The following is a 25973-nucleotide window of genomic DNA, read 5'->3' as shown; positions in this document are numbered from 1 at the left end:
CCGCGATCTGGGGCAGACTGCCGCGAATGAGCACCCTTGCCTGGTTCTCGATCGTCTCCCTGGCCGTCTGGTTCTGGCTGCTCCTCGGTCAGGGCTTCTTCTGGCGCACCGACCAGCGGCTGCCGCGGGGGCGACGGCTGCCCCCTGAGCGGTGGCCGAGGGTGGCCGTCGTGGTGCCGGCGCGGGACGAGGCGCAGGTGCTGCCGATGAGCCTGCCGTCCCTCCTCGCGCAGGACTATCCGGGGGACGCGGAGGTCTTCCTCGTCGACGACGGGAGTACGGACGGGACGGGGAGGCTCGCCGTCGAGCTGGCCGGCCGGGACGGCGGGCTGCCGCTGACCGTCGTGTCGCCGGGAGAGCCGGAGCCGGGCTGGACGGGGAAGCTGTGGGCGCTGCGGCACGGCATGGCGCTGGCACGCGCGCGTGGGCCGGAGTTCCTGCTGCTGACGGACGCGGACATCGCGCACGAGCCGGACAGTCTGCGGCGGCTGGTGGCGGCGGCCGTGGACAACGACCTGGACCTGGTGTCGCAGATGGCCCGGCTGCGGGTGGCGAGCGCGTGGGAGCGTCTGGTCGTCCCGGCGTTCGTCTACTTCTTCGCCCAGCTGTATCCCTTCCGCTGGATCAACCGGGCGCGGCCCCTGGCGACGGCCGCCGCGGGCGGTTGTGTGCTGCTGCGGACGGAGACGGCGGTGGCGGCGGACGTGCCGGAGGCGATCCGGCAGGCGGTGATCGACGACGTGTCGCTGGCGCGGGCGGTGCGGCGGGCCGGGGGGCGGATCTGGCTGGGTCTTGCGGAGCGGGTCGACAGCGTCCGCCCGTATCCGGGGCTCGGTGAGCTGTGGCGGATGGTCGCGCGGAGCGCGTACGCGCAGCTGCGGCACAACCCGCTGCTGCTCGTGGGGACGGTCGCGGGTCTCGTGCTCGTCTATCTGGTGCCGCCGGTCGCCCTGGTGGCCGGCGTCCGGAGCGGGGACGCGGTGGCGGCGTGGGCCGGCGGTGGCGCGTGGGCGGTGATGGCGGGGACGTACGTGCCGATGCTCCGTTACTACCGTCAGCCGCTGTGGCTCGCTCCGCTGCTGCCGTTCACCGCGTTCCTGTACCTCCTGATGACGGTGGACTCGGCGGTGCGGCACTACCGGGGCCGGGGCGCGGCGTGGAAGGGCCGGACGTACGCGCGCCCGGAGGCGGCGCCGGACCGGTGAACCTCCCGTCTTCCGTGCCCCGGCAGCCCGGGGCACGGGCGATCGCGTACGGGTCGGCCCCGACGGCGAAGACCGGTCAGACGGCCTCCGTCGCGGGGGCGTCCGCCACGGGGGATTCCGTCGCGGAGGACGACGGGCGGTCCTGCGTCCGCGGCTGGGGTACCGCTCCCGGGCCGCCGGACCGCGATCGGACGAGTCGGCCGCAGCGGGCGCCGAGCGCCGTCAGGAGGGGCGTGGGGAGGAACACCGCGTCGCACACGACCATGGCGAGCGACAGGAAGGGGATCCCGAGGACGACGGCGATCCCGAGGTGTTCGGCCATCATCACGGCCAGCAGTACGTTCTTCACCTTGCGGTTGGCGAGCGTGAAGGGGAAGGCCACCTGCACCATGACGGTGGCGTAGCTGAGGACCAGGACCGTGATCGTACTGCCGGCCAGGTACTCCGAGAGGGCGGGCCACGGCGAGAAGTAGTCCAGGTGCAGGGCGTAGTAGAGGGCGCTGCCCTCCTGCCAGCGGCTCCCCTGGATCTTGTACCAGCCGGCCGTGGCGTAGATCAGGCACACCTGGGCCGCGATCACGAGCATCGCGGTGTTGTGGAGCATGGACGCCGCCGCGTCGAGCACGGCTCGCGCCTCGTGCCGGGGGAACCAGAGGCCGGCCGCGTACCAGAGGCCCTGGACGGCCCACAGCGTCCAGAAGACCAGGGCCCAGCCGCCGGTGGGGTACGTGGACAGCGGTACGAGCACCGCCACGGCCGCCGCCCACACCAGCATGCCGACCGGGTCGAGGTGCGGCTGGTCCCGGCAGACTCGCGCGCGCCGGGCGTCGAGGGACCAGACGTGGGCGCAGCGGGTGAAGACCAGGTAGATGACCATGATCCGCACGACGTTGTCGCCGCCGTCCCCGACGAGGGTGTTGCGGTTGATGATCGACAGGACGCCGGCCATGAGCAGCACGGTGGTGCCCCGGGTGCGCCATCCCAGGAGGACGGCGAGCGCGGCGGCGATGGTGACGGCGTAGACGGTCTCGAACCAGATTCCGCCGTCGCCCCAGGCCAGGACGGTGAAGGTGCGCTCCTCGCGGACCAGTGCCTGGGCCAGCTCGAAGGAGAGCGGGCTGCGGTCGCCGTACAGCACGTGCCGGTGCGGCCACTCCCGCAGGAGGAAGGCGAGGACGACGGCGGACAGGCCGATCCTGAAGACGGCGGCCTGGTAGGGGGCGCGGACGGTGGTGATCTCGGGCAGGAGCCGCCCGAGGCGCTCGATCGGCCGCGAGGCCTTGGCGGAGGTCATGTCACAAGTTCCTGTGGTCCTGTTCGGTCACCGTCCACCAGGGCAGCAGTCGGTAGTCGGTGGTGTCGGACGCGGGCTCGGAGCTCCAGGCCGGGGGGTCCACCATCGTGAACCGGCCCGCCACCTGGACGGAGACGATCCGCGCGCCCTCCCAGGTGCGGCCGGTGCGCTGGAGGACCACGCGCTCCAGGTAGTCGCGGGTCAGCCGTCCGCGCGCGCCCTTGGGCCGGTCGTCCCGCAGGCTGTGCGTGGCGACGTACGCGTCCCAGGCGCGGCGCAGCATGTTCTGGTCGGTGTGGCTGGGGGCCGGGTTGCCGCGGACGGCCTCGATGTCCCGGGCCGTGAGGTTGATCCACTCGCTGACGTGGTAAAGGCCGTCCGGGCCGAGGGTGTTCACGCGGACTCCGACCGCGTCGTTGCGTTGCATCGGGTTTGGGGCGAACAGTTTCCAGTCCTGGCCGAACTCCGGCTGGACATAGGCGTCGACGGCGTCGCGGTGCTTCACGCTCAGGGCGTTGGCCGGGGCGACGCTCAGGAAGACGAACGCCAGATGGACCAGCAGGGCGCCGACCAGGGTCAGAGCGGTGGCCGCGAGTGCGACCAGGGCCCCTCGTGACCACGGGACGGGCTGGGTCGTGGCTCCCATCGTGCTCCTTGTCTGGGCGGCGTCGTGCGGCCGGCCGGTGGGACCGGCCGCACGGCGCCGCTGCGGATCAGCGGGGGGCGCGCCTCGCCGGGCGGGCGCGGGTGAGGGTTACAGCGGGCAGTTGTCCACGCGGACGCCCTGGTAGTTGATGTTCGGGTGGTGGTCGCTCAGGTAGTCGGCCACGTTGTTCGCGGCCCCGCCGCCGTACCACTGCGGGTTGGAGACCACCTGGAACAGGGTCGGGTTGGTGGGCGCGTTCTGCCTGATCCCCTGGGGGGACCGCGGCGGAGGGGCTCCGAAGACGGAGCTGTAGGTGGTGCTCGGGCTGATGCCGGTCGGTCCCCACGCGGCGGGGTGGTTCTTCCAGAAGCCGGGCGAGCACCACTCGGCGTCCCCGGGGGGCGTGGTCGTGCCGTCCGTACCCGTCGTGCCGTCGGTCCCCGTGGTGCCGTCGGTTCCCGTGGTGCCGGTCGTGCCGTCGGTTCCCGTGGTGCCCGTCGTACCGGTGGTGCCCGTCTGCCCGGTCGTGCCGGTGAGACCGATGAGACCGGTCGTGCCGATGAGCGAGACGTCGCCCAGGATCTTCGGGGCGAAGTTCGCGTTCTGCGTGCAGTACCCGAAGGTCCCGCCCTGGCAGCTGTGGTGGAGGTCGGTCTTCGACTTGTCGATGACGACGTGGTCACCGCCCTTGCCGTGGCCGTCCTCACCACCGCGCACGGAGGCCACCGTCCGGGCCTCGCCGCCGAGGGCCTGCGAAGCACCGACCATGCCGAGCGTCAGCGCGCCCGCCGAGACCGCAACGAGCAATCCGCGCATGTAGCGCATGCAACGTCCTTCCTGACTGTCGGCGGGACCGGACTCCCGCCGTGATTGCCCCGCAGAACTGCGGTGGGCGCGGAGGGTGACGCACAGGAGGGCAGGGACCGCTCCAACGGACCAAAAAGTCCTATGCGCGGTACGCCGAATGGCCCGTCGGCGGAACGATCAAGAAACCCGGTAGGCACCCGCACCTCATACCGGGTCAGGAAAATGTCGCCCTTTGAAGTCGGTCCGCCACTTCTCGTTACCCACGGGTACTCCAGAGAAAAGCCCCTCGCCGTTAACAGGAGCTTTTAACGATGTTTTGGCAGGTCAGGCGGCCAAAAACAACGTAAAACGGATGACCCGAAGATAGGGGCTCCCCAACCAGCACATCGTGGGCTTAACTTATGTGCCATGACCTCCCCCCGCTCCACCTATGGAGGCGGTTACCACACCGCGCCGTCCTTCCCGGACACCCCGATCTACGACTCCCTGGTCGCGGAGCGGGGCACGCCTCAGATCGCCCCGATCCGAGTGCCCGCCGCCTACGACACCGGCAGCAGTTACGCCGGAGCCGGAAGCGGTTCCTACCTGCCGGCGCTCCCCGCGGCACTGCCCGCCCTCCCTGCGGCGCCCAGCCCGCAGCCCGCTCCGGCCTACGGCGGCGGTTACGGCTACCCGCAGCCCTCGCCGCAGATGGCCCCCGTCCCCCTGCAGCACGCCCCGGCCCCGTACATCCCGCAGCAGGCGGCGGCCCCGCGCGGCTACCCGGGCGGTCAGTACCCGCAGCAGCCCCGCCCGGCCGCCGCCGGGTACGAGGCGATGCGTCCGGCGGCCCCCCGGCCCGCGCCGGTCCCGGCCCCCGCGCCGTACGACGACCCGTACAACCGCCCCTACCAGGGCGGGGGTTACTGACCGGCTCCGGGCACGCCCCACGTGGAGGTCGGGGCGGCTGGCAGGATGGGGGCATGCCGACTCCTCTGCTCCGCTCCGTCCACATCCACCCGGTGAAAGCCATGCGCGCGCTGGCCCGCACGGAGGCCGAGGTACAGCCCTGGGGGCTGGCCGGGGACCGCCGCTGGACCGTCGTCGACTCCGCGAACAAGGTCGTGACCCAACGCCGTCATCCCCGGATGGCGTTGGCCACGGCGGAGCCGCTGCCGGGCGGCGGGGTCTCCCTGTCCGCTCCCGGCCGGCCGACGCTGACGGTCGAGGTGCCGCGCCCCTCGACCACCGTCACGGTGGAGATCTTCGACAAGCCCGTGGAGGCGGTCCCGGCCGACCCCGCCGCGGCCGCCTGGCTCTCGGCGTACCTGGAGAGCGACGTACGGCTCGTGCACATGGACGCGCCCGAGCACCGGCGTCCGGTCGACCCCGACTACGCGCTGCCCGGCGAGACCGTGAGCTTCGCGGACGGCTATCCGCTGCTCGTCACCACCACCGCCTCGCTCGATGCCCTCAACTCCCTGATAGCCCAGGGCGACCACGCCGACGAGGGCCCCCTGCCGATGAACCGGTTCCGGCCGAACCTGGTGATCGAGGGCACCGCCCCCTGGGCGGAGGACGGCTGGAAGCGGCTCGCCGTCGGAGAGGTCACCTTCCGGGTCGCCAGGCCCTGCGGGCGCTGCGTCGTCACCACGACGGACCAGTTCACGGCCGAGCGGGGCAAGGAGCCGCTGCGGACGCTCGCCCGGCACCGCAAGAGCGACGGCCGGGTCATCTTCGGCCAGAACCTCGTCCCCGAGCACACCGGCACCGTCCGGGTCGGCGACGCCGTGAAGATCCTGGACTGAGGCCCGGGGTCGCTCGCCCCCGTCCACCCGTCCGACGGGCGGGGAACCCGCCCCGGGGGCACACTCGTTGGAGGAAGGGTGAACAACGAGGCGGTGTACGACCAGGGGGTCCAGACGTGCGTGCAGCCACCGGACTCTGGCGCTGGCGGCACAATCCCCTGCGCCGGACCACTGATCTCGTCGAGGCGTGGATCGCCCTCGTGGCGATCGTCCTGCTCTGTACCGTGGTGCCGCTGACCGGCTGGGCGGCCGGCACCTCCGCGTACGACTCGCTGTCGCGCGCGTCCCGTGCGCAGCAGGCGCAGCGGGTGCCGACGACGGCCCGGGTGGTGCGGCTCGCCCACGGCCCCGCGAGCGGCCCCAGGTCCGTCGAGGCCGCCGGGGAGGAGCGGCTGCGGCGCTCGGTGGTGGCCCGCTGGACCGCGCCGGACGGCTCGGCCCGCACGGGGACGGTGGCGACGGCCCGGCAGCACTCCGCGCCCGGCACCGCCTTCCGGCTCTGGACGGACCGGGACGGGCGCCCGGTGGCGCCGCCGATGCAGCTGGGGACGGCACGGGCGCACGCGGTCGTCGCCGGTCTGACGGCCGCTCTTCTCGTCGGTTCGCTGGTGGAGCTCGTCCGCCGTCTCGCCGTCCGCAGACTGGTGCTGCGGCGGTACGCGCGCCTCGACCGCGCGTGGGCGGCGGGCCCCGACTGGGGCCGTACGGGGACGGGAAGCTGAGCCGGCCGCACGGCGGCGGGCGCGTTCGAGTTCGACCGTCCCACGACCGCTCCGCGACCGAGCCCGACCGCTCCGGACCGGCCCGGACCGGCGGTGACGTGTGCCCGGCGGCGGTCGGCCTCCCGTGCGCACGCGGGTCGGCGACCCGTCAACCCGGCGGCGCCGCGCGCGCTACGGTGGGGCATCGGATCAGCGGCGAGGCATGAGGCGGGGGCAGGACACACCCATGGCACAGGGCACGGTCCAGGTGACGCACACCGGCACATCGCGGTGGCGGCGCCGCACGGGTGAGTACCCCTCCCTCGCCGCCGCCCTGGAGGCCGCGGGCGACGGGGACGTCCTCACCGTCGCGCCCGGCACCTACCGGGAGAACCTCGTGGTCCGGCGGGCCGTCACCCTGCGCGGCCCCGAGGGCGGGATCGGCTCGGTGCGGATCGCGCCGCCGGACGGGGTGCCGCTGACCCTGCGCGCCTCCGTCACCGTGCAGGACCTGCACATCGAGGGGCAGGACGTGGCCGCGCCCGCGCTGCTCGTCGAGGACGGCACGCCCGAGCTGCTCGACCTCCGGATCATGACCCGCTCGGCCACCGGGATCGAGGTGCGGGGTGCCGCCCGGCCGACGGTCCGCCGCTGCACCGTCGACAACCCGGCCGGGGTCGGCATCGCCGTGCTCGACGGCGCCGGCGGGGTGTTCGAGGAGTGCGAGGTGGTCTCCGCCGGGCAGGCCGGGGTCTCGGTGCGCGGCGGGGCGCATCCGCGGTTCGAGCGCTGCCGGGTGCACCACGCCTCCGGCGCGGGGATCGCCGTGACCGGCGAGGGCAGCGGCCTGGAGGGCGTCGGCTGCGAGGTGTACGAGATCAAGGGCGCCGGTCTGCAGATCGCGGCCCGCGCCACCGCCCACCTCACCGACTCCTCGGTGCACCGCACCTCGGCGGACGGCATCACGCTCGACACGGACGCGGTGCTCACGCTCTCGGACTGCGACATCCACGACGTGCCGGAGAACGCGGTCGACCTGCGCTCGCGCTCGGTCCTGACGCTGACCCGGTCGACCGTCCGCCGCTTCGGGCGCAACGGCCTGTCGGTGTGGGACCCGGGGACGCGGGTGGACGCCAACCAGTGCGAGATCCACGACAGCACGGGCGACTACCCGGCGGTGTGGGTGAGCGACGGGGCGACCGCCGTCCTCGACGCCTGCCGGGTGCACGACGTGCCGGACGCGCTGTTCGTCCTCGACCGGGGCTCGCGCGTGGACGTCGTCGACAGCGATCTGACGCAGGTGCGGAACACGGCGGTGTCGGTGAGCGACGGGGCCACGGCCCAGCTCGACGACTGCCGGATCCGGGAGGCGTCCACGGGCGCCTGGTTCCGGGACCACGGCAGCGGCGGCACCCTCGGCGGCTGCACGATCGACTCCGTGCAGACCGGGGTCATCGTCACCAAGGGCGCCGACCCCACGATCGACCGGTGTGTGGTCACCTCGCCCGCCGAGGCCGGTTTCTACGTCTCGGCGGAGGGCCGCGGCTCCTTCCACGGCTGCCGGGTGACGGGCAGCGGCGGATACGGCTTCCACGTCACGGACGGCTGCCGGACGACCCTGCGCAAGTGCCGCACGGAGCGCTGCGCGCGCGGCGGTTACGAGTTCCCCGAGGAGGGTGCGAGCGCGGAGGACTGCACCAGCGACGAGAGCGCGGTCCGCTCCTCCGTGCCCGACGGCGGCACGGTCCTGACGGCCACGCAGCCGGCGGGGCTGCTCGGCACGGTGCCCGCGCCGCGCGCCCCGGTGGCCCCGCCGGCCGCTCCGGAGCCCGCGCCGGAGGCCCGTTCCTCGCAGGACGTGCTCGGCGAACTGGACGCCCTGGTGGGTCTGGAGAGCGTCAAGCTGGAGGTGCGGACCCTCACCAACATGATCGAGGTGGGGCGCAGGCGTCAGGAGGCGGGACTCAAGGCGGCCTCGGTCCGCCGCCACCTGGTCTTCACCGGCAACCCGGGCACGGGCAAGACGACGGTGGCCCGGCTGTACGGCGAGATCCTCGCCTCGCTCGGGGTCCTGGAGCGCGGGCACCTGGTGGAGGTCTCCCGGGTGGACCTGGTCGGCGAGCACATCGGCTCGACGGCGATCCGCACGCAGGAGGCCTTCGACCGGGCGCGCGGCGGCGTGCTCTTCGTCGACGAGGCGTACGCGCTGTCGCCGGAGGACTCGGGGCGGGACTTCGGCCGTGAGGCGATCGACACGCTGGTGAAGCTGATGGAGGACCACCGGGACGCGGTGGTGGTCATCGTCGCCGGGTACACGGCGGAGATGCAGCGCTTCCTCACCGTCAACCCCGGTGTCGCCTCCCGTTTCTCCCGGACCATCACCTTCGGCGACTACACGCCGGAGGAGCTGCTGCGGATCGTCGGGCAGCAGGCGGACGAGCACGAGTACCGGCTGGCGCCGGGCACGGACGAGGCGCTGCTCGCGTACTTCGAGAAGCTCCCCAAGGGCCCGGCGTTCGGCAACGGCCGTACGGCACGGGGGACCTTCGAGTCGATGGTGGAGCGGCACGCGGGCCGGGTCGCCGCGCTCGCCGAGGCGAGCACGGACGACCTGACCCTGCTCTACCCGGAGGACATCCCCGAAATCCCTTGATCCAGGGGCGAGTTGGTCCGCTGGTAGGGGAAGGCCGGCGGGAGCCGGTCGAGGAGTCCGGAGCGGCACCGGGCGAACGCCGGGTCGGCCTGGTAGTCGGAGTGGCCGAGGATCGGTTCGGGCAGCGGATGCCGGCGGGTACGGCCGTACGCCACGGGGTCGAGCAGCACCGCTCCGTCCACGGCCGGGCGGCCGTCCTCGGCGGGGACCCTGACGGGGCCGCCGATGGGGTCGGTGGCGCGGTACAGATTGCTCCAGCAGTGCACCGTGCGGTTCAGGGCGCGCAGCGCCTCGGGGCCGAAGTACGCGGGGAACCAGCGGCCGTAGAGCCGCTCCAGCGGTGAGCCGTAGGTGAGCAGGGCGACCCGGCTCCGGGTGGCGGGCTGCAGCTGCCAGACGGCGGCCGCGGCGAGGACGCTGCCCTGGGAGTGCCCGGAGATGACGAGCCGGCCGCCGGTGCTCCGGGTCCAGGAGCTCATCCGCCAGGTGAGGTCGGGGACCGCGCGTTCGGCGTAGCAGGGCGGGGCGAAGGGGTGGGCGGCGCGGGGCCAGAAGGTGCCGACGTCCCAGAGGATGCCGATGGTGCGGCGGGCGGAGGCGTCCTTGTAGGCGCGGCGGCCCCAGGTGACGAAGAGCAGGAAGCCGAAGCCGATCATCCAGGAGCCGAGGGCCTGGGTGACGGAGGCGAGGGAGGCGATCGCGGGGTGGGCCCCGTCGAAGGCCCGGCCCGGCACGTTGCCGCTGGCCCAGGCGCCGACGACGGAGGCGGCCCCGAGGAGCAGGGTCGCGCCGGAGACGACGCCGACGAGGACGGGCGCGGAGTCGGTGAGCGAGGCGCGGGCCCGGCCGGTCGCGATCTGTCCGGTGCGCACCGGGTCGCGTTCGCCGGCGGCGCCGTAGTCGGCCTCGACGGCGGAGCGCAGGCGCCGGGCGTCGAGGACGGTCCGTGCGGCGAGGAGGGCGGCGGGCGCGAGGAGCAGCAGGAGCAGGACGGGGATCACCGAGGCCTGCCAGCTGAGGAGGACCGGCGGGCCGATCCTGGGGCCGTGGTCGCCCATGCCGGGGGTGGCCGGGCCGTCGAGCCAGTCGGCGACCCGCTGCGCCACTCCCCCGGACATGACCCCGGCGAGCGCGCAGGCCAGCATGGCGACCGCAGGCCCGCCGAGTCCGCGCAGCGCGGTACGGGGATCCCGGCGGGGCCGCTGGAGGAGCAGGGCGACGACGCCGAGGGCGACGACGAGACCGCCCTGGACGAGGGTGAGGGCGCCGAAGACGGCGTCGCCGGGAAGGGTGCCGGAGGAGATCCAGCCGGGGCGGGACCAGCCGGCGTGCAGGGCGGTGAGCGCGAGGACGGCGAGGGAGGCGGCGGGGAGCCAGGAGACGAGGGCCCGTTCGACGCGCAGGTCGAGCCGGCTCTCGCTGCGGCCGCGCCGGCAGACGACCCAGACCACGACGAGGGCGAGGACGGCGACGGCGGCCTGGAGGACCCAGCCGAGGACCGCGCGCGGGCCGGGTGAGCCGGCGTCGTGGCGGACGGTGGCCGTGACGAGGGCGGCGGCGACGGTGAGGAACCCGGCGGCGGTGTGGGCGGCCCGGAGGCGGGCGACGAGCCGGCGGCCGTACCAGAAGCCGGGGCGGCCGAGCGCGGGGCGGAGCTCGACGGGGCCGACGGGCTCGGCGGCGTCCGCCGCCTCCGTGTCGGCCCCGGGCTCCGTGACGGGGGCGTCGTATCCGGCGGGCGGGCGCTGCGCCTCGTACGCGCTCCAGGTCCGGTTGGAGAGGTACCAGAGCAGGCCGACGAGCGCGGTCGGCACGAGTGCGGCGAGGGCGAGACGGCGGCCCGGCAGGGACCACCAGCCGCCGCGCCCGGCGGAGAGGAAACCGAGCCAGGAGTACGCGTCGGTGCAGGCGGTGGTGGCCGCGCACTGCCAGGCCGTCAGGTCGAGCGCCACCTCGCAGGCGGCGGCCGTGAGCAGGACGGTGAGGGTGAGGGCGACGAGCCGGACGAGGACCCCGTAGAGCCGCACGAGCGCCGGCCTGCCCTCGGCGGGCGGCCGCATCCAGTGCGCCAGGTTGGCCACCATGAAGGGCAGGAGCAGCAGCCACAGGGCGCGGGCGCCGTCGCCGGAGGTCAGATTGGACCAGCAGTACGCCTCCGGGACGGGGCGCGCCGCGTACCGCTCGGGGTGTTCCTCGGCGTCGAGGTCCTCGCCGCGCCGGTACATGGCGGCGGTCCGGTCGCCGGTGACCCGTACGGTCCTGGGGTCGTCGAGCATCGACTCGGGGGTGGCTCCGCCGACTCCGTGGACGAGGAGTTCGAGCGCCGCGCCCCCGCTCTCCGGGGCGGGTGTGGCAGGGGACACTGAGGGGACTTCCTCTCAGAGTGGGAAGATGCGACGTCGGCAACAGGATCGCGGAAGGCCGTGCGACCGCGCACGGTCTCTCACCGAATCCGACACTGATCCCCTTGTCTCCTGCGGAAGGACCGGCCCCGGCGGTGACTGACAACCAGAACCTCCTCGCGGAGCAGCGGCGTGCCCTGATCCTCGACGAGGTACGGCGGCGTGGCGGTGTGCGGGTCAACGAACTGACCCGTCGTCTGAACGTCTCGGACATGACGATCCGCCGCGACCTGGACGCGCTGGCCCGGCAGGGCATGGTCGCGAAGGTGCACGGCGGGGCCGTTCCGGTGGTCGAGGCGAGCACCCACGAGCCGGGCTTCGAGGCCAAGTCGGTGCTCGAACCGAGCGCCAAGGACGAGATCGCCCGCACGGCGGCGGCCCTCGTCTCACCGGGCACGGCGATCGCCCTGTCCGGCGGGACGACGACCTACGCGCTGGCCCGGCACCTGCTCGACGTGCCGGACCTGACGGTGGTCACCAACTCGGTGCGGGTCGCCGACGTGTTCCACGAGGCGCAGCAGGCGGGCGGCGGGGGCGAGACGCGGCGCGGCGCGGCGACCGTCGTCCTGACCGGCGGGGTCCGCACGCCGTCCGACGCGCTGGTGGGGCCGGTGGCGGACCGGGCGGTCCGCTCGCTCCACTTCGACCTGCTCTTCCTCGGCGTGCACGGCGTGTCGGTGGAGGCCGGGCTCTCCACGCCGAACCTGGCGGAGGCCGAGACCAACCGGTGCCTGATGCGCTCGGCGCGCCGGGTCGTGGTGGTCGCCGACCACACCAAGTGGGGGACGGTGGGTCTCAGTTCCTTCGCCGCCCTCGACGAGGTCGACACCTGGGTGACGGACAGCGGTCTGCCCGCCGGGGTGCGGGCCGAGGTGACGGAGTACGTGCCGGGTCTCGTGGTGCCGGGCGAGGAACAGGGGTGAGCCTCTTCCGGGTCGGGCGGACGGTGCCGTCGGCGCCGGAGGAGGTGTGGCGCCGGCTGACGGACTGGCCGGCGCACGGCCGCCAGGTGCCGCTGACCCGGACGAGGGTGCTGACGCCGGGGCCGGACGGGGTGGGCACCCGGTTCGTCGCCCGCACGGGCATCGGCCGGCTGTCCTTCGACGACCCGATGGAGGTCGTGCGCTGGGACCCACCGTCGGCCGGCCGCCCTGGCGTCTGCCGCCTGGAGAAGTCCGGGCGGGTGGTGCGGGGCTGGGCGCTGATCGAGGTGACGGGCACGCCGGACGGCGGCTGCCGGGTGCTGTGGACGGAGGAGCTTTCGGTACGGGGCGTCCCGAGGGCCTTCGACCGGCTGCTGGCACGGGCGGGGCGGGCCGTGTTCGGCCGGGCGGTGGACGGGTTGCTGCGAGGGGTGTGATCCCCGCCCCTGTGCTGTTGACGGCGCGTCAGCTATGGTGCTGCATCCACCCACGCCCCGCCCCGGGAGGGTCCATGGCACGCCGACTGCGCCCGGTGGAGCTCGACTTCACCACGTCCGCGCCCGTCCGCCTGGTCTTCACCGCGACCCTCGCCGCGCCGCCGCCGACCGTCTACCGGTCGGTGGCCGTGGAGGTGGGGAGCCTGCCGTCGTGGTTCACGGCCGTCACCTCCGCCGTCCCGACCGGCGACGGCGCGGGCCGGACCGTACGGTTGCGGGGCGGGATCGCCTTCGACGAGACGGTCCTGGCCTCCGAGCCCGACCTCCGCTACGCCTACCGGGTGGACGCGACGAACGCGCCCGGTGTGACGGCCCTGGCGGAGGAGTGGGCCCTCTCCCCCACCGGGACGGGCACCCGGCTGCGCTGGACCATGGCCGCCGACGGCGCCGCCCCGTTCCGGCTCGCGCTGCGTCTCGCGGCGCCGGGCGTGGGGTTGTCCTTCCGGGACGCGGCGCGCCGGCTGGACCGGCGGCTCACTCCGGCCAGGCCCCCGTCGTCAGGAACCGCTCGATAGCGGCGGAGTACGGGGCGATGTCCAGGCCCTGGGCGGCCAGCCAGTCGTCGGAGTAGTACTTGTCGAGGTAGCGCTCGCCCGGGTCGCAGATGAGGGTGACGACGCTGCCGGTGCGGTCGTGGGCGACCATCTCGGCGATGATCTTGAAGGCGCTCCACAGGCCGGTGCCGGTGGAGCCGCCCGCCTTGCGGCCGATCGCGGTCTCCAGTGCGCGGACGGCGGCGACGCTCGCCGCGTCGGGGACCTTCATCATGCGGTCGACGGCGCCGGGCACGAAGCTGGGCTCCATGCGGGGGCGGCCGATGCCCTCGATGCGCGAGCCGCAGTCGGCGGTGGCGTTCGGGTCGTGGTGCGTCCAGCCGTCGAAGAAACAGGAGTTCTCGGGGTCGGCGACGCAGATCCGGGTGTCGTGCTGCATGTAGTGGACGTAGCGGGCGATGGTGGCCGAGGTGCCGCCGGTGCCGGCGGTGGCGACGATCCAGGCGGGCTCCGGGTACCGCTCCAGGCGCAGCTGCTGGTACATCGACTCGGCGATGTTGTTGTTGCCGCGCCAGTCGGTGGCCCGCTCCGCGTAGGTGAACTGGTCCATGTAGTGGCCGCCGGTGCGCTCGGCGAGGGCGGCGGCCTCCTCGTACATCGTGCGCGAGTCGTCGACGAAGTGGCACTGCCCGCCGTGGAACTCGATGAGCCGGCACTTCTCGGGGCTGGTCGTGCGGGGCATCACCGCGATGAAGGGGACGCCGATGAGCTTCGCGAAGTACGCCTCGGAGACGGCGGTCGAGCCGCTGGAGGCCTCGATGACGGGCTTGCCGGGGCGGATCCAGCCGTTGCAGAGGCCGTAGAGGAAGAGGGAGCGGGCGAGGCGGTGCTTGAGGCTGCCGGTGGGGTGGGTCGACTCGTCCTTGAGGTAGAGGTCGATGCCCCACTCCTCGGGGAGGGGGAAGCGCAGCAGATGGGTGTCGGCGGAGCGGTTGGCGTCGGCCTGGACCTTGCGCACGGCCTCCTTCAGCCAGGACCGGTACGCCGGGTCGCTGCGGTCGACGTCGACCGTGGCCGCGGCCGCACTCTCGTGGGTGGTGCTCATCCGTCCCTCTATTCGTGTGTCGCCTCAGGGGTCTCCCCCTGCCGACAATACCGCTCTCACCTGGGCAAACGTTCCCTTTGACGTTCCATAGGCCTCCCTTGTGGACGGCCTTCGGGAGCGCTACTGGTGCGCGCGGCGACGGCCCGGCACACTGGGTACGGCAACCGGGTGAAAGGGGCGGATCGGCATGGCGGAGCCCGAGTTCAGCGCCAGGGGCGTACGGATCGCGCGCTGGCCGCGCTCGCTGACGCGCGCGGGCGAGGTGCGGATCGAGGACGGTCGGCTCGCGCTCCTGACGAGTTACGGAAGCGAGATCGACAGCGCGCCGGTGTCGGCGGTACGGGCGGGGCGGCCGTGGTTCGCGAAGGCGGACGAGACGGTGGCGACCGTGAACGGCACGCGGTACCGGCTGACGCTCCAGGACGAACACCGCGGGGGCGGCGAGGCGGAGGCGGAGGCGGCGTCCGGGCGTTTCCTCGCGGCGCTGAAGCGGGCGGCCGGGCGGTCCTGAGGGCCGCGACGCGGCGGAGCGGGCCCTGAGCTGCGGAGGCTCGCGGCGAGTTGCGGGGCGGTCACGGCTGGTCCAGGCTGGAATCCACCTCACTGAGGGTTCAGCGGTGGTGACGCTGCGATCAGGTCGCCGCCCCCTTCTGTACCGCAGAGACAGATCCGAATCTTCGTCTTCTTCCGGACCACTTCGGGGAGTCGCAGCCGTGATCAGCGAGCCGAGCAGGTACTACGCGGTGGAGCTTCAGGCTCTGCCGTCGCGGATCGGACAGGTCCGCCGCATCATCTCCGCGCATCTTCGACATTGGCAGCTGGACGCCCTGGTGGACCAGGCCGTCCTCGGTCTGACCGAGCTGCTGACGAACGTGCACCGCCACGCCCAGCCGGACAAGGGGTGCAAGGTCGAGATCGAGCTGCTGCTCGACCGGCTCACCGTCTCGGTCCGGGACCACGATCCCCGCCTGCCCGAGGTCCGGCGTCCGGACGCGCTCGAAGCGTCCGGGGCGCTCGCCCCGGTGGACGACCTCGACGCGCTCGCCACCTCCGGCCGGGGGCTCGGCATCGTCGGGGCGGTCAGCGAGAGCTGGGGCGTCCGTCCGTGCGGAGCCGACGGCAAGGTCGTGTGGTTCACCCTCACGGCGCCGGCCCTCGGTGCCCCCGTCGACGAGCGCGCGCGGGCCGTGTACGAGGCCGCGACCGAGGGCCTGTTCGCGGGTGTCGGGTACAGCCGGCTCCCCGGCGTACCCCTCAGCTCCCCGACCGAACCGGTGCCGGCCCCGTCGCTGGCCCGCCCGGTCCTGGCGGGCCGGGCGGGCTGACGAAGCCGGTCGGTTCCTGGCCGACGGCCCACGAAGCCGGTCGAGATCCCCCGCCGGGCGGGTCGCCGAAGTCCCTCGGCGTCCCGGGCGGGCGGGGCCCCCGACCAGGCGGGCCGGCGAAGCCCCCCGGCGCCTCGTCACTCCGTGGCGATGGCCCGGAGGATCTCCAGGCGGGCCGCCCGGCGGGCCGGGCGCCAGGCCGCCGCGGCTCCCGCCACCAGTCCGGCCAGGGCCACGGCCGCGAGCCGCACGGTCGGTACGGCGAACGCCAGGGCGCTGTCGCCCGAGCCGGCCGAGGCGCGGACGAGGACCCAGCCGAGGAAGCCCCCGAGCACGAGCCCGCCGACCGTTCCGAAGGCGGCGACCAGGACGGACTCCCAGCGGACCATGGTCCGCAGCTGGGCCCGGGTCTGCCCGACGGCCCGCAACAGGCCGAGTTCGCGCGTCCGTTCGTGGACGGAGAGGGTCAGCGTGTTCGCGATGCCGAGCAGGGCGATCAGCACCGCGAGCGCGAGGAGCGCGTAGATCAGGGTGAGCATCATGTCGATGCCGCCCGCCGAGGCCTCCGCGTACTCCTCCCGGGTCTGCACCTCCGGACGGCCGTACCGGTCGGCGACCTCGGTCACGGCGGCCTTGCCGTCCTCGGCGCGGACGCCGTCCGCGAAGGAGACGGCGACCAGCCGGTCGGCGTCCTGGGTGCGGTGCGGGGCCCAGGCCTCCCGGGTGACGAGGTAGTCGCCGGCGAGGTCGGCGCGCTCGTAGACCGCGCGGACCGTGAAGGTGTGCCGAATGCCGTCGGTGAACGTCAGCTCGGCGGTCCCGCCGGGTGCCAGACCGGAGGCGGCGGCCTCGTCGGCGGCGACGGCGAGCCCGTCCGTACCGAGTCCGGCGAGGGAGCCCCGTACCTCCCCCAGGTCGAGCGTCCGGGCGAGCGCGGCCGGGTCGGTGACCGTGAGCGCGCGGCCCCGGCCGTCCACCTCCGCGACGCCGCGTCCCAGGCCCACGGCGGTGTCGACCTCGGGCAGCGCGGCGACGGCCGGGGCGAGGCGGGGGCTGAGCCCGCTGCCGCCCGCGCCGAACGAGGGCGCGCCGATCGCCACGTCCCCGGCGAAGGAGCGGTCGACCGTGCGGTCCATGGTCGCCTTGAGGGAGGCGCCGAAGACCGTGAAGAGGGTGACGACGGCGACCCCGATCATCAGGGCGGTGGCGGTCGCGGCCGTACGGCCCGGGCTGCGCAGGGCGTTGCGGCGGGCGAGGCGGTGGTTGACCCCGCGCAGCGGGCGGCCGAGCACCCGTACGGCGAGGGAGGCGGCGACCGGTCCGAGGACCACGAACGCGGCGGTGGCGAGCGCGGCGCCGGTGGCGGCGAGCCACAGCGACGGGGTGCCGAGGACGCCGGCGAGGACCGTGCCGACGGCGGTGGCGAGCAGGGCGCCTCCGCTCAGTGCGCGGCGGCGGGAGGTGCCCGAGCCGTCCACGTCCGTCTCGCGGAGCGCGGCGAGCGGGGCCGTGCGCCCGGCCCGTACGGCCGGCAGGAGCGCCGAACCGGCGCAGACCGCGAGCCCGACGCCGAGCGGCAGGGCCAGGGAGGTGCCGGCCACGACGAGGTCGCCCTCGGGGAAGGGGAAGCCGATCGCGGGGAACAGCGCCTGGAGTCCGGCGGCCACGCCGATCCCGGCGAGGAGCCCGGCGAGGGAGGCGAGCAGTCCCACGGTGAGCGCCTCGGCGAGGGTGCCGGTGACGATCTGGCGGCGGGCGGCGCCGATCGCGCGCAGGAGGGCGTTCTCGCGGGTCCGCTGGGCGACGAGGACGGCGAAGGTGTTGTGGATGGTGAAGACGGAGACGAGCACGGCGACCCCGCTGAACACCAGCAGGAAGGTGGTGAAGAGGTCCAGGAACCGGCCGGAGACCATCTCGGTGTTCTCCTCGGCGGCCCGCTGTCCGGTGATCGCCTCGACGCCGTCGGGCAGGGCGGGCTTCAGCGCGTCGACCAGCGCGTCCTGCGAGACGCCGGGCCCGGCGCGTACGGCGATGCTCGTCGCCTCCCCGGGGCGTGCCGTCAGGTACTTCTCGGCGTCGGCGCGGGTGAGGCCGGTCCAGGTGACCTGTCCCATGCCGTCCGCGCCGCCGAAGGTGGCGAGGCCGACGACGGTGACCTTCACCGGGTCGGGGGTGCGCAGGACCGTCGTGTCGCCGATGGCGAGACCGGCCGTCTTCGCGGCGCCCCGGTTGACGACGGCCTCGCCGGGGGCGCTCGGTGCGCGGCCTTCCGCGAGGCGGTACGGGTTGAGGGCGGCGTCCTCGATCCAGTTGCCCGCGAGGGTGGGCGGGCCCTTGCCGCCGACGGGGGTGCCGTCGGCGGTGAGGAGCTGGCCCGCGCCCTCGATCCGGGGCGCGGCGGCGGCCACCCCGGGCACCCGGGCGAGGCGCTCGGCGAGGTCCGCGTCGACGGGGCCGCGGGTGCCTTGGGCCTCGCCGGCGGCGGTCACGGTGACGGCGCTGCGGACGACGGCGTCGGTGCCCCGCGTGGCGCCGGTGAACAGCGAGTCGAAGCTCGCGCGGAGGGTGTCGCCCATGACGAGGGTGCCGGTGAGGAAGGCGACGCCGAGGAGGACGGCGGCGAAGGTGCCGAGGAAGCGGCGGCGGTGAGTGCGTAGCGAGGACCGGGCGAGGCGCAGGGTGGCGGGGGTGTTCATGCCGCACCTCCGGGGACCGTCGCGATGCCCGTGTCGAAGGCCTTCATGCGGTCGAGGACGCGGTCGGCCGTGGGGCCGGTCATGCGGTCGACGAGCCGGCCGTCCGCGAGGAAGATCACCTCGTCGGCGTGGGCCGCGGCGACGGGGTCGTGGGTGACCATGACGACCGTACGGCCGGTGTCGTGGACCGTGCGGCCGAGCAGGCGGAGGACCTCCTCGCCGGAGCGCGAGTCGAGGTTGCCGGTGGGTTCGTCGGCGAAGACGACGTCGGGGTCGCCGGCGAAGGCCCGGGCGACGGCGACGCGTTGCTGCTGTCCGCCGGAGAGTTCGGCCGGCCGGTGGTGGAGGCGGTCGCGGAGGCCGACGGTGTCGACGAGCCGGTCGAACCGATGCCGGTCGACAGGGTGTCCGGCGAGGTCGAGAGGGAGGGTGATGTTCTCGGCGACGGTGAGGGTCGGCAGCAGGTTGAAGGCCTGGAAGACGAAGCCGATCCGGTCGCGGCGCAGCAGGGTCAGGCGCCGGTCGTCGAGGGTGGACAGGTCGGTGTCGCCGACGAGGGCGGCGCCGGAGGTGAGGGTGTCGAGTCCGGCGGCACAGTGCATGAGGGTGGACTTGCCGGAGCCGGAGGGGCCCATGACGGCGGTGAAGCGGCCGGCGGGGAAGTCGACGCTCACGCCGTCGAGGGCCCTGACCTCGGTGTCGCCGCGCCCGTACACCTTGACGGCGTCGACGACCCGGGCGGCGGGGAGCGGGGCGGGGCTGGTCATGTCCGGCGCCCCTTGGGGTCCGCGGCGCGGCCGAACTGCTCCTCCAGGACGGTCAGGCGCCTCCAGTACTCGTCCTCGTCGATCTCCCCGGCCGCGAACCGGTGGCCGAGCAGGGCGATGGGCGAGTGCTCGTCCGGCCCGCCGTCACGGCGGAAGTCGCCGCCGAACCGGAAGTCGCGTCCGCGCCGCCATCCGGCGCGGCGGGCGACGGTGACGATCCCGATGACGACGGCGGCCCAGACGAGGGGGAAGAAGAGGACCCACGGGCCGGGGCCCGCGTGGGCGAGTGTGTTCATGAGGGTTCAGCTCCTCGGTCGGTCTCTGTGTCCGGTTCGAGACTCGCTCCGGGAGGGGGTCCGGGTCGTCGTACGGGCAGCGGCTCCTGGCGTACGACACCGGGAGTACGCGGCCTCGCGGGCGCTGCTTCCCTTCTGTACCTACTGGTATGTACAGTGCGGTCATGAGCATGAGCACCTCGGAGCGGCTGATCGAGGCGACCCGCGAACTGCTGTGGGAGCGCGGCTACGTCGGCACCAGCCCCAAGGCCGTCCAGCAGGCGGCGGGCGCGGGCCAGGGCAGCATGTACCACCACTTCGCCGGCAAGCAGGACCTGGCGCTCGCGGCCATCCGGCGCTCGGCCGAGGAGCTGGGCGCGGCGGCCGAGGCGGTCCTCGGCGGCGGGGGTTCGGCGTACGCCCGCGTCGAGGCGTACCTGCGGCGCGAGCGCGACGTCCTGCGCGGCTGCCCGGTGGGCCGGCTGACCATGGACCCGGAGGTCATCGCGGACCCGGAGCTGCGCGCGCCGGTCGAGGAGGTGCTCGGCCGGGTGCGCGGCAGGATCGCCGAGGTCGTGCGGGAGGGCGTGGACAGCGGCGAGTTGAGCGGCTCCCTCGATCCGGTCGAGATCGCGGCGACGGTCCTCGCGACCGTACAGGGCGGGTACGTGCTGGCCCGTGCGACGGGCTCGCCCGCTCCGTTCGACACCGCCGTACGCGGACTGCTCGCCCTGCTCGCCCCGCGCACCGCCCCGGCGTGAACCCCTGCGTCGTGAACCCCTGCGTCGTGACCCCCTGCGTCCAGAGAAACGGAGCCTTCCCGTGCACGCGCTGCAGTACGAGATCACCCTGCCCGCCGACTACGACATGGAGATCATCCGCAAGCGGGTGGCGACCAGGGGCCATCTGCTCGACGCCTTCCCCGGGCTCGGCCTGAAGGCGTATCTGATCCGGGAGCGGGAGGCCGGGTCGCCGGTCAACCAGTACGCGCCGTTCTATCTCTGGGACACCCCCGAGGGCATGAACTCCTTCCTCTGGGGCCCCGGTTTCCAGGGCATCGTCGACGACTTCGGCCGGCCGGTGGTGCAGCACTGGGCGGGTCTGTCATACGAGGAGGGGCCCGCGACCGCGTCGGCGCCGGGCGCCGCGACGCGGCGGAGGGCCCCGCTCGGGGAGGGCGTCCCGCCGGGCGAGGCCGTGGCGGAGGCGGTGGACCGGCACGCGCGCGAGGCGCGGCGGGACGGGGTGGTGGCCTCCGCCCTGGCGGTGGACCCGCGCCACTGGGAACTGCTCTCGTTCACCCTGTGGGAGGGTCCGGAAGCGCCCGCCGACGAGGGCGAGCGCTTCCGGGTGCTGCACCTGTCGGCCCCGGGCCGCGCGGCGCTGGGCAGCGGACGACAGTGGTGAACCGGTCCCCGGTGGACCTCAGGCCACGGCGACGAGGGTGAGGTAGGCGATGCCGAGGACGTTCCGGTAACCGTTCAACCAGCTGGAACGCTGCCGGTCGACGCGCTCGCGGGTCTCGGCGGCGAGCGGGTGGTCGGGGTGGGCGGCGAGCCAGACCTCGGTGTCGTACCGGTAGCCGGACTCGAACTCCTCCCACTCCTCCGCGCCCGCCGTCTCGATCCACGCGGGCCGGAACCCCGCCTCGACGGCGAGATCGACGAGGGCGCCGAGGGAGAAGTGGTCGTCGACGGTCGCGCCGGGCCACATCCCGGCGAGCTCCGCCTCGGTCGGCGTGCGCTCCCAGAAGCCCTCGCCGAGCACGACCCGCCCGCCGGGCCGGACGAGCCGGCGCAGCTCGCGCAGGGCGGCGGCCGGGTCGTGCGGCAGCTCGGGGTCGCAGAGCGCCTGGCTGGAGCCGAGACAGAGGATCGCGTCGACGGGGCCCCGGTCGGTGCCGAGCGCCGACTCCTCGACGAAGGCGACGCGGTCGGCGAGCCCGCGCCGCTCGGCGAGCGCCCGGCCGCGGGCCAGGTCCTCGGTGTTGATGTCGATCCCGACCCCCTCGGCGGCGGGCGCCGCCTCCAGGACGCGCAGGAGCAACTCGCCCCAGCCGCAGCCGATGTCGAGCACGTCGGCGGGGCCGGCGGCGGCGAGCCGCTCGATCATGCGGGTGGCGCGGGCCTCGGAGAGGGGCCCGTGGAAGGTGAGGCTGCCCAGGCGCGGAGGAAGATCGGATGCGAGAGGGGTACCGGTCTCAGAAGTGATCACGGAGCGGAACGGTACGTCGTCCCGCCTCCCCCGCACACGGGTTTTCCGACGGCGTCCCCACCCCGGTTCCACCGCGCCCGCCCGCCGGTCCGCCACTAGCCTGGGAGACGTGTACACCACACACGTGTCCCGCCACATCGCCGCCCCTGCATCGGTCGTCTACCGGTCACTCCTCGATCCGGACGCCGTCGCGCGCTGGCGGGTCCCGTACGGGATGACCTGCGAGGTGCACGACTTCGAGGCGCGTGAAGGGGGCGCCTTCCGGGTGTCGCTGAGCTACGGGTCGCCCGACGGCGCCGGGAAGTCGGGGGCCCGTACGGACACGTACCACGGCACCTTTCTGGAGCTCGTGCCGTACGAGAAGGTGGTCGAGAGCATCGAGTTCGAGACGCCGGACCCCTCGCTGCGCGGGGCGATGATCCTCACGACGACGCTGACGGAGATCGAGGGCGGGACCGAGCTCAGGATCGTCCACGAGGGGGTGCCGGACGCGGTGCCGCCCGCCGACAACGAGACCGGCACGCGCATGGCGCTCGACCGGCTCGCCGCACTGGTGGAGGGTCGCCCCGATCCCCGGGCGTGACACACCCCCGGGTCAGCCGCGCTCCTTCGCGAGCGCCTCGCGATCCCGCCGATCCGGCGGCCTTCCCCGTGGGCGGGTCGGTGACGTCGGCGAAGCCCGCGACGTGCCGCGTGCGACCGGGGAGGAAGCCGAGGGAGGCGTACGCGTCCGGGCGTGCGACGGAACGGGGTTCAGACCGGCTCGCGCCCCAGGGCGGCGAGCGGATCGTCCAGGACCGGCTGCCAGGCGAGTTCGGCCGCGCCGACGAGGCTGTTGTGGTCCAGGGTGCAGGGGAGGATCGGCACGCCGCCGCTGCGGCCCCACAGGCTGCGGTCGGCGACGACCGCGCGCAGCCGCTCGGCGTCGGCGTCGAGGAGCTCGCGGTGGAGCCCGCCGAGGATGATCCGGTCCGGGTTGAGGATGTTCACCAGGCCGGCGAGCCCGAGTCCGAGCCGGTCGATCAGCTCCCCCACCGCGACCCGGACGCCCGGGTCGTCGGGGCTGGTGCGCAGCAGGTCGCGGGACTGCTGGAGCAGGGACACCTCGGGGCCGGGGGTCCGGCCCGCGGTCGTGAGGAACGCGAGCGGGTCCGTCTCGACGTCGAGGCAGCCGCGGCTGCCGCAGTGGCAGGGACGTCCCTCGGGGTTGACCGTCAGATGGCCGACCTCCAGGGCGAGGCCCGAACTCCCCGTGTGCAGGCGCCCGTCGAGGACGAGCGCGCCGCCGACGCCCCGGTGCCCGGTGGCGACGCAGAGCAGGTCCCGGGCACCGCGCCCCGCGCCGTGGCGGTGCTCGGCGAGCGCGGCGAGGTTGACGTCGTTGCCGGTGAAGGCGGGGCCTTCGATGCCGGCGGCCCGCACCCGCTCGGCGAAGATCTCCCGGACGGGCGCTCCGGCGGGCCAGGCGAGGTGGAGCGGGTTGAGCGCCGTGCCCTCGGGCTCGGCCACGGCGGAGGGGGCGGCGAGTCCGGCGCCGACGCACCGGCGGCCGCTCTCCCGGAGCAGCGCGGCCCCCGCGTCGACGACGGCGCCGAGGACCTGCGCCGGGTCGGCGGAGACGGTGACGCAGCCGGGGGCGGTGGCCACGATGGTGCCGCCGAGACCGACGAGGGCGGCGCGGAAACCGTCCGCGTGGACCTGGGCGGCGAGGGCGACGGGGCCCTTCTCGTCGACGGCGAGGCGGTGCGAGGGCCGCCCCTGGGAGCCCGCGGCGGCACCGGGGTTGGAGTCGACGCGGATGAGGCCGAGGGCCTCCAGCTCGGCGGCGACGGCGCCCGCGGTGGCCCGGGTGACGCCGAGTTCGGCGGTGAGGACGGCCCGGGTCGGCGCCCTGCCGGTGTGCACCAGTTCCAGTGCGGGGCCGAGCGCGTTACGCCCCCTGTCCAGCCGTGTCCGGGTCGTCGTCGCCTTGCCGTTCATGGTGGTGAGTCTCCCATGATCGGGCCGGGGCGCCGTCCCCGCCCGGTTGATTCTCCCACCCCTCGGCCCCTATCCTGAGTTTGTGCCGCTACTAAACAAAGTACGGACGGCCCTCACGGGGAGCTCCGGCGGAGACACCGCCACCCGCTCCCTGACCCGCCTCCGCTCCGCCCTGACCCTCTTCTTCGCCCTCGACGGCTTCCTGTTCGCCGGCTGGGTGGTCCGGATCCCCGCCGTCAAGCAGCAGACCGGCGCCTCGGCCGGCGACCTCGGCCTCGCCCTCCTGGGCGTCTCGGCGGGCGCCGTGATCACGATGACGCTGACCGGCCGGCTCTGCCGCCGCCACGGCTCCCACGCGGTCACCGTCGCCACCGCCGTCCTGCTCTCCCTCTCGGTCGCCCTGCCCGCCCTCACCCGGTCCCCGCTCGCGCTCGGCCTGGTGCTCCTCGTCTTCGGCGCCGCGTACGGCGGGATCAACGTGGCCATGAACAGCGCCGCCGTCGACCTCGTGACCGCACTCCGACGGCCGGTGATGCCGAGCTTCCACGCCGCCTTCAGCCTCGGCGGCATGCTCGGCGCGGGGCTCGGCGGGCTGCTCGCCGGAAGCCTGTCCCCCACCGCCCACCTCCTCGGCCTCACGGTCGTCGGCCTGGCCCTGACGGCCGCCGCCGGTCCCGTACTGCTGCGCCATCCCTCCCCCGTGCGCCCCGAGGCCCTCCCGGCGCCGTCCGCCCCTGAAGGTTTCGGCACACGGGCGGCCGGGCCGCGCCGCACGGTCCTCGTCTTCGGGGTGATCGCGCTCTGCACCGCGTACGGCGAAGGGGCCCTGGCCGACTGGGGCGCCCTCCACCTCGCCCAGGACCTGCACGCCCACCCGGGGGTCGCCGCCGCCGGGTACTCCGTCTTCGCGCTGACCATGACCGCCGGCCGGCTCTCCGGGACCGCGCTGCTCGAACGCCTCGGCCAGACCCGCGCCCTCGTCGCGGGCGGCGCGACCGCAGCCGTCGGCATGCTGCTCGGCGCACTCGCGCCGAACGTCTGGGCCGCGCTCCTCGGCTTCGCGATCACCGGACTCGGCCTCGCCAACATCTTCCCCGTCGCCGTGGCCCGCGCGGGCGCGGTCGCCGGTCCCGACGGGGTCGCGACGGCGTCCACACTCGGCTACGGGGGCATGCTGCTCGGCCCGCCCGCGATCGGCTTCCTCGCCGACCGGTTCTCCCTGCCGCTGGCCCTCACGACGGTCGCGGTGCTCGCCGCCGGCGCGGCGGCCATGGGGTACGGGGCGCGCAACGCGGGAGCTCCCCGGGACAGTTGAGCGGGCACGCCGTGTGCGCCGCCGCCGCGCGGCTGCCACAATCCGCAGCATGGACACGCTGAAGATCACGGACCACATCGAGGCGCTGGAGGCGGCCGGCCACGGCCTCGCGGACGCGGCCGCCAGGGCCGGTACCGACGCGGAGGTGCCGACCTGCCCCGGGTGGCGGGTCCGCGACCTCCTCCGGCACACGGCCATGGTGCACCGCTGGGCCACGACCTTCGTGGCCGAGGGGCGCACCGCCTTCCACCAGGGCGACGGCGAGACGACGCTCGACGGCGAGGAGTTGCTGACGTACTTCCGCGAGGGGCACGCGCGGCTGGTCGCCGCCCTGCGCGCGGCGCCGGAGGACCTGGAGTGCTGGACCTTCCTCCCGGCGCCCTCGCCCCTGGCCTTCTGGGCCCGCCGTCAGGCGCACGAGACGACCGTCCACCGCGCGGACGCCGAGTCCGCGCTCGCGGCCGGTCCGGGTCCGGTGGACCCGGCGGTCGCCGCCGACGGCATCGACGAGCTGTTCGGCGCCTTCCACGCCCGCGACCGCAGCCGGGTGCGCACGCCCGACCCCCGGACCCTGCGGGTACGGGCGACGGACACCGGCGACGTCTGGACCGTGCACCTGTCGCCGACCGATCCGCCGCGGACGGAGCGGGGCGACCGGGGCGCCGACGGGCCGGCCGGCACCGAACTGAGCGGTCCCGCCGACCGGTTGTACCTGACCCTGTGGAACCGGCTGCCGGCCGACGCCGTCACCCTGACCGGTGACGAGGAGACCCTCCGGGTGTGGCGGGAGACCTCGGCGATCACCTGGAGCTGACGTCGGAGCCGTCGGACCGGGAGTCACCGGACCGGGAGTCACCGGGCCGGCCCCGGGCCCGGCCGGCCGGGCC

25 protein-coding genes are annotated in these 25973 nt (G+C 74.5%); 15 read left to right on the top strand and 10 right to left on the bottom strand.

What is annotated here, in order from left to right; genetic code table 11:
• Window positions 1-26 precede the first annotated feature (26 nt).
• Window positions 27-1205, top strand: a complete 1179-nt coding sequence (locus tag ABZ318_RS07570; protein ID WP_356901569.1) for a glycosyltransferase — start codon at window positions 27-29, stop codon at window positions 1203-1205.
• 76 nt (window positions 1206-1281) lie between these two features.
• Here the strand turns inward: ABZ318_RS07570 and ABZ318_RS07565 are convergent, their stop codons facing one another.
• From ABZ318_RS07565 to ABZ318_RS07555, 3 genes are all read right to left on the bottom strand, one after another.
• Window positions 1282-2499 (bottom strand): HTTM domain-containing protein, encoded by a 1218-nt coding sequence (locus ABZ318_RS07565; protein ID WP_356901568.1) that lies wholly within the window; start codon window positions 2497-2499, stop codon window positions 1282-1284.
• 1 nt (window position 2500) lies between these two features.
• The gene (locus ABZ318_RS07560) at window positions 2501-3145 is read right to left on the bottom strand and encodes a DUF5819 family protein (RefSeq protein WP_356901567.1); all 645 of its coding nucleotides are present in this window, start codon (window positions 3143-3145) and stop codon (window positions 2501-2503) included.
• A gap of 108 nt (window positions 3146-3253) precedes the next feature.
• On the bottom strand, window positions 3254-3970 hold the full coding sequence (locus ABZ318_RS07555) for a hypothetical protein (RefSeq protein WP_356901566.1): 717 nt from the start codon (window positions 3968-3970) through the stop codon (window positions 3254-3256).
• A 390-nt stretch (window positions 3971-4360) separates the two neighbouring features.
• Between ABZ318_RS07555 and ABZ318_RS07550 the strand changes: the two genes are divergently transcribed.
• The 4 genes from ABZ318_RS07550 to ABZ318_RS07535 all read left to right on the top strand — a co-directional run bounded on the left by ABZ318_RS07550 (window position 4361) and on the right by ABZ318_RS07535 (window position 9093).
• On the top strand, window positions 4361-4861 hold the full coding sequence (locus ABZ318_RS07550) for a DUF6643 family protein (RefSeq protein WP_356901565.1): 501 nt from the start codon (window positions 4361-4363) through the stop codon (window positions 4859-4861).
• A 53-nt stretch (window positions 4862-4914) separates the two neighbouring features.
• Window positions 4915-5739 carry an MOSC N-terminal beta barrel domain-containing protein gene (locus ABZ318_RS07545; RefSeq protein WP_356901564.1) on the top strand — a complete coding sequence of 275 codons (825 nt, stop codon included), beginning with the start codon at window positions 4915-4917 and terminating at the stop codon, window positions 5737-5739.
• Window positions 5740-5855: 116 nt separating this feature from the next.
• Window positions 5856-6461 (top strand): hypothetical protein, encoded by a 606-nt coding sequence (locus ABZ318_RS07540; protein WP_356901563.1) that lies wholly within the window; start codon window positions 5856-5858, stop codon window positions 6459-6461.
• Window positions 6462-6687: 226 nt separating this feature from the next.
• Complete coding sequence (locus tag ABZ318_RS07535) at window positions 6688-9093, top strand: right-handed parallel beta-helix repeat-containing protein (protein WP_356901562.1); 2406 nt, start codon at window positions 6688-6690, stop codon at window positions 9091-9093.
• Here ABZ318_RS07535 and ABZ318_RS07530 read toward each other — a convergent pair.
• On the bottom strand, window positions 9063-11456 hold the full coding sequence (locus ABZ318_RS07530) for a hypothetical protein (protein ID WP_356901561.1): 2394 nt from the start codon (window positions 11454-11456) through the stop codon (window positions 9063-9065). The genes ABZ318_RS07535 and ABZ318_RS07530 overlap by 31 nt on opposite strands.
• Before the next feature lie 134 nt (window positions 11457-11590).
• On the opposite strand from ABZ318_RS07530, the gene ABZ318_RS07525 reads away from it, so the two are divergent.
• The 3 genes from ABZ318_RS07525 (at window position 11591) to ABZ318_RS07515 (ending at window position 13430) form a co-directional block, all read left to right on the top strand.
• A complete protein-coding gene (locus tag ABZ318_RS07525; protein WP_356901560.1) occupies window positions 11591-12418 on the top strand; it encodes a DeoR/GlpR family DNA-binding transcription regulator in 828 nt (275 codons plus the stop codon).
• Window positions 12415-12855, top strand: a complete 441-nt coding sequence (locus ABZ318_RS07520; protein ID WP_356901559.1) for an SRPBCC family protein — start codon at window positions 12415-12417, stop codon at window positions 12853-12855. Before ABZ318_RS07525 ends, ABZ318_RS07520 begins: the two co-directional genes overlap by 4 nt.
• 74 nt (window positions 12856-12929) lie before the next feature.
• The gene (locus ABZ318_RS07515) at window positions 12930-13430 is read left to right on the top strand and encodes an SRPBCC family protein (protein ID WP_356901558.1); all 501 of its coding nucleotides are present in this window, start codon (window positions 12930-12932) and stop codon (window positions 13428-13430) included.
• On the opposite strand, the gene ABZ318_RS07510 is transcribed toward ABZ318_RS07515, so the two are convergent.
• Complete coding sequence (locus tag ABZ318_RS07510; protein ID WP_356901557.1) at window positions 13390-14514, bottom strand: PLP-dependent cysteine synthase family protein; 1125 nt, start codon at window positions 14512-14514, stop codon at window positions 13390-13392. The genes ABZ318_RS07515 and ABZ318_RS07510 overlap by 41 nt on opposite strands.
• Before the next feature lie 187 nt (window positions 14515-14701).
• On the opposite strand from ABZ318_RS07510, the gene ABZ318_RS07505 reads away from it, so the two are divergent.
• Both ABZ318_RS07505 and ABZ318_RS07500 read left to right on the top strand, forming a co-directional pair.
• A complete protein-coding gene (locus ABZ318_RS07505) occupies window positions 14702-15025 on the top strand; it encodes a hypothetical protein (protein ID WP_356901556.1) in 324 nt (107 codons plus the stop codon).
• A gap of 202 nt (window positions 15026-15227) precedes the next feature.
• Complete coding sequence (locus ABZ318_RS07500) at window positions 15228-15839, top strand: ATP-binding protein (protein ID WP_356901555.1); 612 nt, start codon at window positions 15228-15230, stop codon at window positions 15837-15839.
• A gap of 137 nt (window positions 15840-15976) precedes the next feature.
• On the opposite strand, the gene ABZ318_RS07495 is transcribed toward ABZ318_RS07500, so the two are convergent.
• Genes ABZ318_RS07495 through ABZ318_RS07485 form a run of 3 tightly spaced genes read right to left on the bottom strand, consistent with a single transcriptional unit; the run spans window position 15977 to window position 19598 of the window.
• Entirely contained in the window at window positions 15977-18535 is a 2559-nt protein-coding gene (locus ABZ318_RS07495) for an FtsX-like permease family protein (protein WP_356901554.1), read from the bottom strand.
• Entirely contained in the window at window positions 18532-19302 is a 771-nt protein-coding gene (locus ABZ318_RS07490) for an ABC transporter ATP-binding protein (RefSeq protein WP_356901553.1), read from the bottom strand. Before ABZ318_RS07490 ends, ABZ318_RS07495 begins: the two co-directional genes overlap by 4 nt.
• Window positions 19299-19598, bottom strand: coding sequence for an SHOCT domain-containing protein (locus ABZ318_RS07485; RefSeq protein WP_356901552.1), 300 nt, complete (start codon window positions 19596-19598; stop codon window positions 19299-19301). The genes ABZ318_RS07490 and ABZ318_RS07485 overlap by 4 nt, the downstream gene beginning before the upstream one ends.
• Before the next feature lie 149 nt (window positions 19599-19747).
• Here ABZ318_RS07485 and ABZ318_RS07480 point away from each other — a divergent pair, with 149 nt between their 5' ends.
• Window positions 19748-20338 (top strand): TetR/AcrR family transcriptional regulator, encoded by a 591-nt coding sequence (locus ABZ318_RS07480; protein WP_356901551.1) that lies wholly within the window; start codon window positions 19748-19750, stop codon window positions 20336-20338.
• A 61-nt stretch (window positions 20339-20399) separates the two neighbouring features.
• Entirely contained in the window at window positions 20400-20984 is a 585-nt protein-coding gene (locus tag ABZ318_RS07475; protein ID WP_356901550.1) for a DUF4865 family protein, read from the top strand.
• Between the two features lie 18 nt (window positions 20985-21002).
• Here the strand turns inward: ABZ318_RS07475 and ABZ318_RS07470 are convergent, their stop codons facing one another.
• Window positions 21003-21791, bottom strand: a complete 789-nt coding sequence (locus tag ABZ318_RS07470) for a class I SAM-dependent methyltransferase (RefSeq protein ID WP_356901549.1) — start codon at window positions 21789-21791, stop codon at window positions 21003-21005.
• Between the two features lie 109 nt (window positions 21792-21900).
• Here ABZ318_RS07470 and ABZ318_RS07465 point away from each other — a divergent pair, with 109 nt between their 5' ends.
• Window positions 21901-22374 (top strand): SRPBCC family protein, encoded by a 474-nt coding sequence (locus ABZ318_RS07465; protein WP_356901548.1) that lies wholly within the window; start codon window positions 21901-21903, stop codon window positions 22372-22374.
• 170 nt (window positions 22375-22544) lie between these two features.
• Here ABZ318_RS07465 and ABZ318_RS07460 read toward each other — a convergent pair whose 3' ends face one another.
• A complete protein-coding gene (locus ABZ318_RS07460) occupies window positions 22545-23771 on the bottom strand; it encodes an ROK family protein (protein ID WP_356901547.1) in 1227 nt (408 codons plus the stop codon).
• Between the two features lie 82 nt (window positions 23772-23853).
• On the opposite strand from ABZ318_RS07460, the gene ABZ318_RS07455 reads away from it, so the two are divergent.
• A complete protein-coding gene (locus ABZ318_RS07455) occupies window positions 23854-25086 on the top strand; it encodes an MFS transporter (protein WP_356901546.1) in 1233 nt (410 codons plus the stop codon).
• Between the two features lie 58 nt (window positions 25087-25144).
• Window positions 25145-25900: a maleylpyruvate isomerase family mycothiol-dependent enzyme gene (locus ABZ318_RS07450; protein ID WP_356901617.1), complete on the top strand. Its 756-nt coding sequence runs from the start codon at window positions 25145-25147 to the stop codon at window positions 25898-25900.
• Window positions 25901-25973 lie beyond the last annotated feature (73 nt).

Origin of the sequence: Streptomyces sp. NPDC006197, from assembly GCF_040613865.1 — a bacterium.
Taxonomy (GTDB): Bacteria; Actinomycetota; Actinomycetes; order Streptomycetales; family Streptomycetaceae; genus Streptomyces.
The sequence above is the reverse complement of the archived record's forward strand: the minus strand, read 5'-3'. Positions and strand labels throughout refer to the sequence as shown.

Bases quoted from the DNA above. Each gene is read 5' to 3' on its own strand.
- ABZ318_RS07545 (WP_356901564.1), top strand. From the start codon at position 4,915: ATGCCGACTCCTCTGCTCCGCTCCGTCCACATCCACCCGGTGAAAGCC.
- ABZ318_RS07535 (WP_356901562.1), top strand. From the start codon at position 6,688: ATGGCACAGGGCACGGTCCAGGTGACGCACACCGGCACATCGCGGTGG.
- ABZ318_RS07560 (WP_356901567.1), bottom strand. From the start codon at position 3,145: ATGGGAGCCACGACCCAGCCCGTCCCGTGGTCACGAGGGGCCCTGGTC.
- ABZ318_RS07460 (WP_356901547.1), bottom strand. From the start codon at position 23,771: ATGAACGGCAAGGCGACGACGACCCGGACACGGCTGGACAGGGGGCGT.
- ABZ318_RS07550 (WP_356901565.1), top strand. From the start codon at position 4,361: ATGACCTCCCCCCGCTCCACCTATGGAGGCGGTTACCACACCGCGCCG.
- ABZ318_RS07515 (WP_356901558.1), top strand. From the start codon at position 12,930: ATGGCACGCCGACTGCGCCCGGTGGAGCTCGACTTCACCACGTCCGCG.
- ABZ318_RS07510 (WP_356901557.1), bottom strand. From the start codon at position 14,514: ATGAGCACCACCCACGAGAGTGCGGCCGCGGCCACGGTCGACGTCGAC.
- ABZ318_RS07570 (WP_356901569.1), top strand. From the start codon at position 27: ATGAGCACCCTTGCCTGGTTCTCGATCGTCTCCCTGGCCGTCTGGTTC.
- ABZ318_RS07480 (WP_356901551.1), top strand. From the start codon at position 19,748: ATGTACAGTGCGGTCATGAGCATGAGCACCTCGGAGCGGCTGATCGAG.
- ABZ318_RS07485 (WP_356901552.1), bottom strand. From the start codon at position 19,598: ATGAACACACTCGCCCACGCGGGCCCCGGCCCGTGGGTCCTCTTCTTC.
- ABZ318_RS07495 (WP_356901554.1), bottom strand. From the start codon at position 18,535: ATGAACACCCCCGCCACCCTGCGCCTCGCCCGGTCCTCGCTACGCACT.
- ABZ318_RS07490 (WP_356901553.1), bottom strand. From the start codon at position 19,302: ATGACCAGCCCCGCCCCGCTCCCCGCCGCCCGGGTCGTCGACGCCGTC.
- ABZ318_RS07505 (WP_356901556.1), top strand. From the start codon at position 14,702: ATGGCGGAGCCCGAGTTCAGCGCCAGGGGCGTACGGATCGCGCGCTGG.
- ABZ318_RS07555 (WP_356901566.1), bottom strand. From the start codon at position 3,970: ATGCGCTACATGCGCGGATTGCTCGTTGCGGTCTCGGCGGGCGCGCTG.
- ABZ318_RS07565 (WP_356901568.1), bottom strand. From the start codon at position 2,499: ATGACCTCCGCCAAGGCCTCGCGGCCGATCGAGCGCCTCGGGCGGCTC.